The sequence below is a fragment of the Streptomyces spiralis genome, from assembly GCF_014654675.1.
Taxonomy (GTDB): Bacteria; Actinomycetota; Actinomycetes; order Streptomycetales; family Streptomycetaceae; genus Streptomyces; species Streptomyces spiralis.
Genome location: NZ_BNBC01000007.1, coordinates 218374 through 229190 on the forward strand (window position 1 = coordinate 218374; position 10817 = coordinate 229190).

9 protein-coding genes are annotated in these 10817 nt (G+C 72.0%); 5 read left to right on the forward strand and 4 right to left on the reverse strand.

What is annotated here, in order from left to right; genetic code table 11:
• The first annotated feature begins 291 nt into the window (after positions 1 to 291).
• The 3 genes from IE318_RS10675 (at position 292) to IE318_RS10685 (ending at position 2640) form a co-directional block, all read left to right on the forward strand.
• Positions 292 to 903, forward strand: coding sequence for a LysE family translocator (locus IE318_RS10675; RefSeq protein WP_189898956.1), 612 nt, complete (start codon positions 292 to 294; stop codon positions 901 to 903).
• Between the two features lie 97 nt (positions 904 to 1000).
• Complete coding sequence (locus tag IE318_RS10680; protein WP_189898958.1) at positions 1001 to 2011, forward strand: aldo/keto reductase; 1011 nt, start codon at positions 1001 to 1003, stop codon at positions 2009 to 2011.
• A gap of 38 nt (positions 2012 to 2049) precedes the next feature.
• Positions 2050 to 2640, forward strand: a complete 591-nt coding sequence (locus tag IE318_RS10685) for a TetR/AcrR family transcriptional regulator (RefSeq protein ID WP_030173082.1) — start codon at positions 2050 to 2052, stop codon at positions 2638 to 2640.
• 57 nt (positions 2641 to 2697) lie between these two features.
• Here IE318_RS10685 and IE318_RS10690 read toward each other — a convergent pair whose 3' ends face one another.
• On the reverse strand, positions 2698 to 3162 hold the full coding sequence (locus tag IE318_RS10690; protein WP_229903432.1) for a hypothetical protein: 465 nt from the start codon (positions 3160 to 3162) through the stop codon (positions 2698 to 2700).
• A gap of 214 nt (positions 3163 to 3376) precedes the next feature.
• Positions 3377 to 4810, reverse strand: a complete 1434-nt coding sequence (locus IE318_RS10695) for an MFS transporter (protein WP_189898960.1) — start codon at positions 4808 to 4810, stop codon at positions 3377 to 3379.
• A 101-nt stretch (positions 4811 to 4911) separates the two neighbouring features.
• On the opposite strand from IE318_RS10695, the gene IE318_RS10700 reads away from it, so the two are divergent.
• Positions 4912 to 5841, forward strand: a complete 930-nt coding sequence (locus tag IE318_RS10700; RefSeq protein ID WP_189898962.1) for a helix-turn-helix transcriptional regulator — start codon at positions 4912 to 4914, stop codon at positions 5839 to 5841.
• Positions 5842 to 5875: 34 nt separating this feature from the next.
• Here IE318_RS10700 and IE318_RS10705 read toward each other — a convergent pair whose 3' ends face one another.
• A complete protein-coding gene (locus IE318_RS10705) occupies positions 5876 to 7321 on the reverse strand; it encodes an MFS transporter (protein ID WP_189898964.1) in 1446 nt (481 codons plus the stop codon).
• An 81-nt stretch (positions 7322 to 7402) separates the two neighbouring features.
• Between IE318_RS10705 and dusB the strand changes: the two genes are divergently transcribed.
• Positions 7403 to 8545 carry a tRNA dihydrouridine synthase DusB gene (gene dusB / locus IE318_RS10710; protein WP_189898966.1) on the forward strand — a complete coding sequence of 381 codons (1143 nt, stop codon included), beginning with the start codon at positions 7403 to 7405 and terminating at the stop codon, positions 8543 to 8545.
• Here dusB and IE318_RS10715 read toward each other — a convergent pair whose 3' ends face one another.
• Positions 8546 to 10234, reverse strand: a complete 1689-nt coding sequence (locus IE318_RS10715; RefSeq protein ID WP_229903437.1) for an alkaline phosphatase family protein — start codon at positions 10232 to 10234, stop codon at positions 8546 to 8548. It abuts the gene before it with no gap.
• Between the last annotated feature and the right edge of the window lie 583 nt (positions 10235 to 10817).

Sequence of the window (10817 nt, forward strand, 5' to 3'; positions counted from 1 at the left end):
TGGCCGTCCTGGGGCTCTGCCCCAGACCCCGGCGGGGGCTTCGCCCCCTGCGCCCCCGGGCTTTGCCCGCCCGCCCGTCTCGGGTGCTTCAGAAGTGGCCGTCCTGGGGCTCTGCCCCAGACCCCGGCGGGGGCTTGCCCCCTGCGCCCCCCGGGGCTTTGCCCGCCCGCCCGTCTCGGTTGCTTCAAGGGGGGGCCGGCCGGAGTCGGGTCCGGGGCGCGTGTATTGGTCCCCTATAGCCGCGCTGCTTTGGACCTGTGTACCCGGCCGCCGTGCCGACAGGGTGGTGCCATGAGTCTCGCCTTCGTTCTCACCACTCTGGTCGTCGTCGCCACGCCCGGTACCGGCGTCGTCTACACCCTCGCCGCCGGGCTCTCCCGGGGGCGCCGCGCGAGCGTCGTCGCCGCCTTCGCCTGCACGCTGGGGATCGTGCCGCATGTCCTGGCCAGTGCGACCGGGCTGGCCGCGCTGCTGAACGCCAGTGCGGCGGCCTTCCAGATCCTCAAGTACGCCGGGGTCGGCTACCTCCTGTACATGGCGTGGGCGACGGTGCGGGACAAGGAGTCGATCGTCGTCGCGGAGGAGGACGCTCCCGGTTCGGCGGGGCGTGTGATCGTGCGCGGCGTGCTCATCAACATCCTCAACCCGAAGCTGACGATCTTCTTCTTCGCCTTCCTGCCGCAGTTCGTGGACCCGGGCGAGCCGCACGCCCTGCCGCGGATGCTGGGGCTGAGCGCGGTGTTCATGCTGGCGACCTTCGTGGTGTTCGCCGCGTACGGCATCCTCGCCGCCTCCGTGCGCAGCCACGTCGTCTCACGGCCGCGTGTGATGACGTGGCTGCGGCGGAGCTTCGCGGGGTCGTTCGTGGCGCTGGGCGCCAAGCTCGCGCTCACTGCCCGGTGAGTGTGCGGCTCAACGTCCCTCGGGCGGCTCGGGGTGAGTGACAGATGTGCGAATGACAGATATTGAAATCTGTTATTCGTCATGGCATGGTGGAGCCATGACGATGAACAACCGATCCCTCGGCACCACCGGTCCCCAGGTCTCCGCCCTCGGTCTCGGCTGCATGGGCATGTCCGCGCTGTACGGCGAGGCGGACCGCACCGAGTCCGTCGCCACCGTCCACGCGGCCCTCGAAGCGGGCGTGACCCTGCTCGACACCGGCGACTTCTACGCCATGGGCCACAACGAGATGCTGATCGGCGAGGCCCTGCGCACCGCCCCCGCCGCCCGCCGCGAACAGGCCCTGGTCAGCGTGAAGTTCGGTGCGCTGCGGGACCCCGACGGCAACTGGAGCGGCTACGACGGCCGTCCCGCCGCCGTGAAGAACTTCGCCGCCTACTCGCTCCAGCGCCTCGGCGTCGACCACATCGACGTCTACCGGATCGCCCGGGTCGACCCCGACGTGCCGATCGAGGAGACCGTCGGCGCGATCGCCGAACTGGTCGAGAAGGGGTACGTACGGCACATCGGCCTCAGCGAGGCCGGCGCCGAAACCATCCGCCGGGCCGCCGCCACCGCGCCGATCTCGGACCTGCAGATCGAGTACTCGCTGATCTCGCGCGGCATCGAGGACCGGATCCTGCCCACCACCCGCGAGCTCGGCATCGGCATCACCGCGTACGGCGTCCTCTCGCGCGGGCTGATCTCCGGGCACTTCAGCCGCGAGAGGCAGCTCGCCGCGACCGACTTCCGGGCGCACTCGCCCCGCTTCCAGGGCGAGAACCTCCAGCACAACCTGAACCTGGTCGAGGCGCTGCGGAAGATCGCCGAGGGCAAGGGCGTGACCGTCGCGCAGATCGCGATCGCCTGGGTGCTCTCCCGGGGCGAGGACATCGTGCCGCTGGTCGGCGCCCGCACCCGCGAGCGGCTGTCGGAGGCGCTGGGCGCACTCGACGTCACCCTGGACGAGGCCGACCTGAGCGCCATCGAGGAGGCCGTGCCGGCGGACGCGGCGGCGGGCGAGCGCTACCCCGAGTCCCAGATGGCCCACCTCGACAGCGAACGCTGACGACGGCGCCGGTCATGCGTCCAGGTACGGTCTAAGGCATGTCACCCACCACCGAGACCCTGACCGCCGAGCGCATCCTCGAGGCGACCGAGGAGGTGCTGCGCCGCCACGGGCCGGCGAAGGCCACCGTGGTGGACGTGGCCCGCGCGCTCGGCGTCAGTCACGGCAGCGTCTACCGCCACTTCCGCACCAAGGCGGCGCTGCGCGAGGCGGTGACGAAGCGGTGGCTCGACCGGACCTCCGAGGCCCTGTCGGGCATAGCCGCCGAGGAGGGGCGTGATCCCGAGGCACGGCTGCGCGGCTGGTTCCAGGGGCTGTTCGACGCCAAGCGCCGCAAGGCGGGCCACGACCCCGAGCTGTTCGCCACGTACTCGGTGCTCGCCGACGAGAACGTCGAGGCGGTCGGCGAGCACATCGACGACCTCACGGCCCAGCTGACCCGGATCGTCGAGGCGGGTGTCGCCGCCGGCGCCTTCACCTCCGCCGACCCGGCCGCCACGGCCGGCGCCCTCTTCCACGCCACCGGCCGCTTCCACGACCCGTGCTACGCGCGGGAGTGGGAGCGGCCGGACGTCCAGGACGAGTTCGACGCGGTCCTGGACCTGCTGCTCCGGGGACTGCGGCCCTAGGTGTGCCCCCCTGGCCACTGTCCCGTGGTGTCCTGTGTGCGTGCCGTCCCGTGTGCGTCAGTGCACCTTGACGGTCACCGTCGGCGAGTGCGTCTTGCCGTCCGACGTCGACACCCGCAGATGCTCGGTGCCCTTGGTGCGGAGTTTCTCGGTCAGCTTGAAGACGCCGCCCTTCTTGACGGTGGTGTTGGCATGCAGCGTGGTCCACTTGCCGTTGTGCATGTGCTGCAGGACCAGCTTCGTGCCGGTCTTCGCGTCCTTGGCGTGCCCGGCGAGCGTGACGCTCTCCCTGGCCTTGACGGACGTGTGGTTGGCCTTGACCGTGATCGAGGCCGTGGCCATCGGCTTCATCGGTGTCGTGCTGTGCGTGACGCTCGGCCGCACCGGCGGTGCGCTGTCCGCGGCGAGCGCGGCGGCCGATCCGGCGGACACCAGCGCGGCGGACAGGGCACCGGCGGCCAGCGCACGCACGCAGCGACGGCGGTTGGTGGCGGGCATGGTGGTGGTCTCCCGTTCGGTCAACGGACTTCCCCTCTGCGGGATATGACGTCCCGCAGGGGGAGCTCTTCGCACGCCTCCAGGCTTTCCCCGGGCCACCTCCGCGGCGACTCGGCGCGGGTCGGAATCAGTGCGGAAAACGGCTTGTTTCGGGCAAATCCGCAGCTCATGCCGGTGACTCCGCTCACCCGCTTCTTACGTCGCCCGTCACCCCGGCCGGCCTTCCGGCCCTTCGGCGTCAGCCGATCGTGCGGGGCAGCCGCAGGCTGAGCAGGCCCGTCAGGACCACGCCGGTCAGCTGGACGAGGAGCGTGATCACCAGGGCGTCCCGCATGCCCGAGCCGGGGACCAGGGACAGGAACAGCGTGCCGAGCGTGGCCACGCCCAGCGCCAGCGACGACTGCTGGGCGGTGACCATGACCCCGCTGCCCACTCCGGCGCGGGCGGCCGGCACCTCGGAGAGGATGATCCGGAAGACGATGGGCAGCTGGAGCGCCTGTCCGGCGCCGGCCACCGCCGCCCCGGGCAGCAGTTCCATGACGCCGAGGTGCGGCCAGGACTGCCGGACGGCCAGCGCCATCAGGCCCACGCCCACCAGCTGCACCACCGCGCCCGCCGTCACCACGCGCGTGCCGTACCGGGCGACCAGCCGGGGTCCGGCCAGCGAGACGAAGAAGAACACGACGGCCATGGGGGCGAGGGCCAGCCCCGCCGGGACCGGGCCGAGCCCGGCGCCGCGCTGCAACGCCACCGCGATGACGAACATGAAGCCGCTGAAGCCGATCGAGAACGGCACGATCAGCGCCAGGCCGCGGCGCAGCGACACCAGCCGGAACAGGCTCGGCGGCACCAGCGGCGTACGGCCCTGCCGGTCCGCCCGGCGTTCCACGGCGTAGAACGCAGCCGCCACCAGCGGGAACGCGGCCAGCGACAGCCACGTCCACAGCGGCCAGCCCGCCGCACGGCCCTCGGTGAGGGGCACGAGCAGCGCCAGCAGGGACACCGCCAGCAGGACCGTGCCGGGGCCGTCGACCGGCTCCGGGTGCTGCGAGCGGGTCTCCGGGACGGCCCGGACGGCCAGCACCAGGCCGGCGATCACGACGGGCACGTTCACCAGGAACACCGAGCGCCAGCCGGTGCCCCACACGTCCGCGGCGACCAGGACGCCGCCGAGGATCTGCCCGGCCACCATGGACAGGCCCGCCGTCGCCCCGTACAGGCCCATCGCCCTGGCCCGGCGCGGCCCCGACGTGGCCGCCTGGATGGTGGCGAGCACCTGCGGCAGCATCGCGGCGGCCGACGCGCCCTGCGCGACCCGCGCCGCGACCAGCGACCAGGCTCCGGGCGCGAGCCCGCAGGCCAGCGAGGTCAGGCCGAAGGCCGCCATGCCGCCGAGGAAGAGACGGCGCCGGCCGAACAGGTCGCCGAGCCGGCCACCGAGCACCAGCAGCACGGCGTACGCCACCCCGTACCCGGCGACGACGAGTTCCAGAACGGCCTCGCCCGCGTGCAGGTCCTTGCCGATGGTGGGCAGGGCGACGTTGACGATGAAGAAGTCGATGAGCGGAAGTGCCGCGGCCAGCAGCACCGTGAAGAGTCCGAGCCCGCCCAGCGCGGGTGGCGTCGCCGCGACGGGCCGGACGGTACGTGAAGTAAGGGTTCGGGTGGTCACGGATCCGAGCGTGCGCCCCGGCTCAGACGGGTACCAGAGTGTTCTTATCCTGGTAGCGGCACTACCTGGCAACAGGGTGCGCGCGAGGGCAGGCTGGAGGCATGACCACCATGGCGCACGAGACGCGGATCAGGGAAGCGGCGGCCGGAGCGCAGGACGAGACCCGGGCCGGGCGCTCCCGGCAGGCCGCCGCGTCGGCGATCCGGCGGCATGAACTGGCCGCCTTCCTGCGCCACCGGCGCGAGCACATCGCACCCGAGCGGGTCGGTCTGCCCCGCGGACCCCGGCGCCGTACGCCGGGCCTGCGCCGCGAGGAGGTCGCGCACCTCTCCGCGGTCGGCGTCACCTGGTACACCTGGCTCGAACAGGCCCGCGACATCCAGGTCTCCGTGCAGGTCCTGGACGCCCTGGCCCGCACCCTGCTGCTCGACCCGGGCGAGCGGGCGCACCTGTTCCAGCTGGCCGGCGCCACGGACCCGGCCCCGTCGGCCACCTGCCCGTCGCTCACGCCCGCCCTGCGGGCCCTGCTGGAGCAGATCGAGCCCTTCCCGGCCTGCCTCCAGAACAGCCGGTACGACATCCTCGCCTACAACCGCAGCTACGGCCTGCTCTTCTGCGACCTGGCCGCGGTGGCGCCCGAGGACCGCAACTGCATGGTCCTGGCGTACACCAACGAGGAGTGGCGCTCCTCGATCGTGCACCTGGAGGACGCCACCCGGCACATGGCCGCCCGGTTCCGCGCCGCGATGGCCGGGCATCTGGCCGACCCGACCTGGAAGACGCTGCTGAAGCGGCTGCGCGACCAGTCTCCCGACTTCCGCCGGGACTGGGACCGGCACGAGGTGGTCGCCCCGGCGAGCAAGCGCAAGGAGTTCCGCAACGCCCACGTCGGCCGCCTCACCGTCGACCACACCGACCTGTGGCTCAGCCCCGAGGTGGGGCCGCGCATGGTGACGTACGTACCGGTGGACGAGGAGTCGCGCGAGCGGCTGGAGAAGCTGCACGCGATCGCGCTGGAGCGCAACGCGTAGGGCCCGCCGTCAGGGCGGGCCCCGGGGGAGTGGCTCAGGCGCCGACGCCCGCCGCCTGGCGGACCTCCTGCTCCTGGAGCCGGTCCGCCGTGTGCTCGGCCGTGCGCCGGGCCCACCGGCCGGAGGTGAGCGCGCCCAGCACCAGCACCGCGAGCCCGCAGGCCACCAGCACCCACCACCCGGGCCGGGCGGCCGACACGAACGCGTCCTTGTACGAGGACGAGCCGACCCCGGAGGCCAGCAGCGCACCGACCACGGCGACGCCGAGGGTCTGCCCGAGCTGCCGGCTGGTGGAGGCGACGGCCGCGGCGACGCCGGCCTGGGCGCGCGGCATACCGGAGACCGCCGTGTTGGTGATGGGGGCGTTGACGAAGCCGAAGCCGATGCCGAACAGCAGGTACCCGATCATGAGGGTGAGGTCGGACGTCTCCGCCTCGAAGGCCGCGAACAGCACCGCGCTCGCCGTCATGGCGGTCCCGGCGATCAGCAGGGGCAGACGCGGACCCCGGCTGCCGACCAGCCGCCCGGACAACGGAGCGCACACGAAGGTGGGCGCCGCCATCGGCAGCATCCACAGGCCCGCGTGCAGGGCGTCCAGACCGCGCACGTTCTGCAGGTAGAGCGTGGACAGGAAGAGGAAGCCGCCCAGGGCCGCGAAGCCGCTGACCGCGATCACCGTGGCCCCGCTGAACGGGGCGGAGCGGAAGAACCGCAGGTCGATGAGGGGTTCGGCGCGGCGCGGCTCGTACCACAGCAGGCCCAGCAGGGCGGCGAGCGCCACGGCGGCGAAGGGCAGGACCCTGGCCGCGCTCGCGTCCGGCGCCTCGATGATCGCGTACGTCAGCGCGGCGAACAGGGCGATGACCAGCACCTGGCCGACCGGGTCGGGGCGGCGGGCCTTCGGGGCGCGGGACTCGGGGACGAAGCGGAGGGTGAGCAGGATGGCGGCGAGGGCGACGGGCAGGTTGACCCAGAAGATCGAGCGCCAGCCGACCGACTCCACCAGCAGGCCGCCGACCAGCGGTCCGGCCGCCATCGATATGCCGACCACGGCGCCCCACACACCGATCGCGCGGGCGCGCTCGCGCGGGTCTGTGAAGGTGTTGGTGATGATCGACATGGCGACCGGGTTGAGCATCGAGCCGCCGACGGCCTGCACCATGCGGAAGACGACCAGCAGTTCCAGGTCGGGCGCGAGCGAGCACAGCAGCGAGCCGACGCCGAAGACGACGAGGCCCGTCATGAACACGCGTCTGCGGCCGATCCGGTCGGCCGTGGAGCCCGCGAGCATCAGCAGCGACGCCAGCACCAGCGTGTAGGCGTCGATGGTCCACTGAAGGCCGGAGGTGGTGGCGTGGAAGTCGCGCTGCATCGAGGGCAGGGCGACGTTCAGAACGGTGTTGTCCAGGCTCACGATCAGCAGGCTCATACAGCAGATCGCGAGCACCAGCAGACGCCGGCGATGGCTGAGCTCGGGCATGCGGTCCATCGTAGTCGATTTCGATAGTGCGGTTAACTAATGACTACTACATGATCTCCTCCGATACGCGACAATGGGGGAATGCCCACGCCCGAGTCCCCTCTGCAGATCGGTCCGCACCCCGTCCGGCCGCCGGTGGTCCTGGCCCCCATGGCCGGTATCACCAACGCCCCCTTCCGCACCCTGTGCAGGGAGTTCTCCGGCGGCAAGGGCCTGTTCGTGAGCGAGATGATCACGACCCGGGCCCTGGTCGAGCGCAACGAGAAGACCATGCAGCTCATCCGGTTCGACGCGAGCGAGAAGCCGCGCTCGATCCAGCTGTACGGCGTCGACCCCGCGACCGTCGGCAAGGCCGTCCGCATGATCGTGGAGGAGGACCTCGCCGACCACATCGACCTGAACTTCGGCTGCCCGGTGCCGAAGGTGACCCGCAAGGGCGGCGGCTCGGCCCTGCCCTACAAGCGCAACCTGCTGCGGGCGATCCTGCGGGAGGCCGTCAGCGGCGCCGGGGACCTGCCGGTCACGATGAAGATGCGCAAGGGCATCGACGACGACCACCTCACCTACCTCGACGCCGGCCGGATCGCCGTGGAGGAGGGCGTGACGGCCATCGCGCTGCACGGCCGCACCACCGCCCAGCACTACGGCGGCACCGCCGACTGGGACGCGATCGCCCGCCTGAAGGAGCACGTGCCCGAGATCCCGGTCCTCGGCAACGGCGACATCTGGTCGGCGGAGGACGCGCTGCGCATGGTGCGCGAGACCGGGTGCGACGGGGTCGTGGTCGGGCGCGGGTGCCTGGGCCGGCCGTGGCTGTTCGCGGACCTGGTGGCGGCGTTCGAGGGCCGTACGGACGCCTATGTGCGGCCCACCCTGCGCGAGGTCGCGGACGTCATGGTCCGCCACGCCACCCTGCTCGGGGAGTGGATCGGCGACGAGTCGCGGGGTGTCATCGACTTCCGCAAGCACGTCGCCTGGTACCTGAAGGGCTTCGCGGTCGGCTCCGAGATGCGCAAGCGGCTCGCGATCACGTCCTCCCTTCAGGAGCTGCGCGCCGGCCTGGACGAGCTGGACCTGGACCAGCCCTGGCCGACCGGCGCGGACGGGCCCCGCGGCCGTACGTCCGGCAACAACCGGGTGGTGCTGCCGGACGGCTGGCTGAAGGACCCGTACGACTGCGCGGGCGTGAGCGAGGACGCGGAGCTGGACACCTCCGGCGGCTGATCAGTTCCTGCTGGGGTGCGGGGTGGAGCCGTACGCCGTCAGGAAGCGGTCGCGGAACGCGCTCATCTTCCAGACGGGGGCGTTGTGGGCGGGGCGCAGGCCGTCGGTCCAGCCCCAGTCGGCGATCTTGTCGAGGACCTTGGGGTCCTTGGCGACGACGGAGACCGGCACGTCCCGGCTGGCGTGGTCGCCGCTGACCCGGGCGATGGGCTGGTGGTCGCCGAGGAGGACCAGCACGGTGTCGTCGGTGCCGTAGCGCTGGAGCCACTGGGTCAGGGCCGTCACCGAGTACTGGATCGACTTGCCGTACTCCTCGCGGGAGCGGGTGGGGTCGGTGATGATGTCCTGCGGCTTGGTGCCGGCCGCCTCGATGCCCTTGAAGAGGGAACCGTCGCCGAGCCGGTCCCAGGGGACCATCTTCGGGATCGGCGCCCACGGCTGGTGGCTGGAGGTCAGGATGACGAACGACGTCAGCGGCTTGTCGTGCTTCCTGCCGTGCGCCAGGCGCTGGAAGGCCTCGAGCGCGTACTGGTCGGGCATGGTCGACCAGCTGAACTTCGGGCCCTGGTAGCCCAGCTGGAAGGCGTTGTAGACCTTGTCCAGGCCGTACCACTCGGCCTCCGGCCAGCCCTTCTGCACGCCCGGCATGATGCCGACCGTGTCCCAGGCACCCGTCTTCCTGAACGCCTCGGTGAGGGTCAGGTGGTCGCCGGAGGTCACCGTGCGGTAGCGGTTCTGGTTGTCGACCCACAGACCCGACATGAACGTGGAGTGGCCGAGCCAGCTGCCGCCGCCGTACGTCGCCGACGTCAGCCATCCGCTCTTCGCGTGGAAGCCGGCCCCGGCCAGGGCCCGGGTGGAGGCGGCCAGGGTCCTGTCCACACCGGGCGCCATGATCGGGTCCTCGATCGCGCTGCGGCCGTAGCTCTCGATGAACGTGAAGATCATGTCCTTGCCGCGCAGGTCGGGTACGAGCTCGCTGCCCGGTGTGTTCCCGAACGCGTCGGACTTCGCCGTCCTCGCGAACGCGCGCTCGTCCCGGATCGTCGAACGCAGCGCCTGCTCGTGGTACTTGAGCATGGTCACCGTGTGCTCGGACGCCACCGGGATGCCGGAGATCTGGAGGTTCAGGGCCGAGCACGTCATCCACAGCGCGCTGACCAGCAGCAGGCCACGGGTCGCGCGTGACTTGTCCCGGCCGAGGAAGGTCCCGACCCTGACCACCGCCAGCGCCATCACTGCGAGCACGGCGACGACCAGGAGCACGGCGGCGACGGCGGCCAGCAGCGCGACCGTGCCGCCCAGGGTGTCCGCGAGGTACGACTGCGCGTCGTCGAGCAGCTGCCAGTCCAGGATCACGTTGAAGCTGCGGCCGAGGTACTGGTTGAACTCGATGTCCGTCAGGTTCAGCACGGTCAGCACACCGAGCGCCACCCCGCCGAGCGCGGCCACGACGGTCCGTGGCCGGCGCGGCAACGCGATCAGCACGGCCGCCCCGAGCAACGCCTCCACCGGGATCCGCGTGAACGCCGCGAGATGGAACTGCTCCCGCTTGTTCGGCAGCAGCAGCGCGAGGAGAACGATGCCCAGGGCCACCCCGGTGACGGCGAGGGAGACCCCCCGCGCGGCACCCGGATGCCCGCCCTGCCATCGCCGCCATGCCTGCCGGACAGTACGGGGATGGAGCACGCGAAGGAGCCGGAGGGGGGAGTGAGAGGAGCGGGAGGAGTCGCCGGGTCGCCGGCCCGGCGAAGCAGCGGTCTCCGAGGACCCGTCCCCGAGCGTGTCCCCGGGCCGCGGGGCGACTTCGTCGTCCGCCTCCGTCGCACGGGCCCCGGGCACGGAGACGCCGACGACCGCCTTGCCGGCCACGGGCGCAGCGTCGGCGCCAGGCTGGGTGATCTCCGGCTCGGTCAGCCCTGGACCGTCGATCTCCGGCTCGTCCGCCTCGGGCTTCTCGGCCTCGGACTCCTCCACGTCAGGCTCGTCGGCCTCCGGTGTGCTCGCGTCCGGCGTGCTCGCGTCCGGCGTGCCCGCGTCCGGCCTGTCCGCGTCCGGCCTGTCCGCGTCCGGCCTGTCCGCGTCCGGCCTGTCCGCCTCTGGGCCGTGCGTCTTCGGACCGTCTGCCTCCGGGTCGGGGGCGACCGGCTTGGTCGCCTCTGGTCCGGGCGATCCGGGTGTGGGTGCCTCCGGGGCGGAGGGCTTCGCCCCGGTCGGCTTCGGCGCGGAGGCATTCTGGTTGGTCGAGCGCGGTGCGGGGACCTTCTGCTCG

Excerpts from the sequence above, each read along its gene's own strand:
- dusB (WP_189898966.1), top strand. The coding sequence starts at position 7,403 with ATGCCCACGCCCGAGTCCCCTCTGCAGATCGGTCCGCACCCCGTCCGG.
- IE318_RS10675 (WP_189898956.1), top strand. The coding sequence starts at position 292 with ATGAGTCTCGCCTTCGTTCTCACCACTCTGGTCGTCGTCGCCACGCCC.
- IE318_RS10705 (WP_189898964.1), bottom strand. The coding sequence starts at position 7,321 with ATGCCCGAGCTCAGCCATCGCCGGCGTCTGCTGGTGCTCGCGATCTGC.
- IE318_RS10680 (WP_189898958.1), top strand. The coding sequence starts at position 1,001 with ATGACGATGAACAACCGATCCCTCGGCACCACCGGTCCCCAGGTCTCC.
- IE318_RS10700 (WP_189898962.1), top strand. The coding sequence starts at position 4,912 with ATGACCACCATGGCGCACGAGACGCGGATCAGGGAAGCGGCGGCCGGA.
- IE318_RS10685 (WP_030173082.1), top strand. The coding sequence starts at position 2,050 with ATGTCACCCACCACCGAGACCCTGACCGCCGAGCGCATCCTCGAGGCG.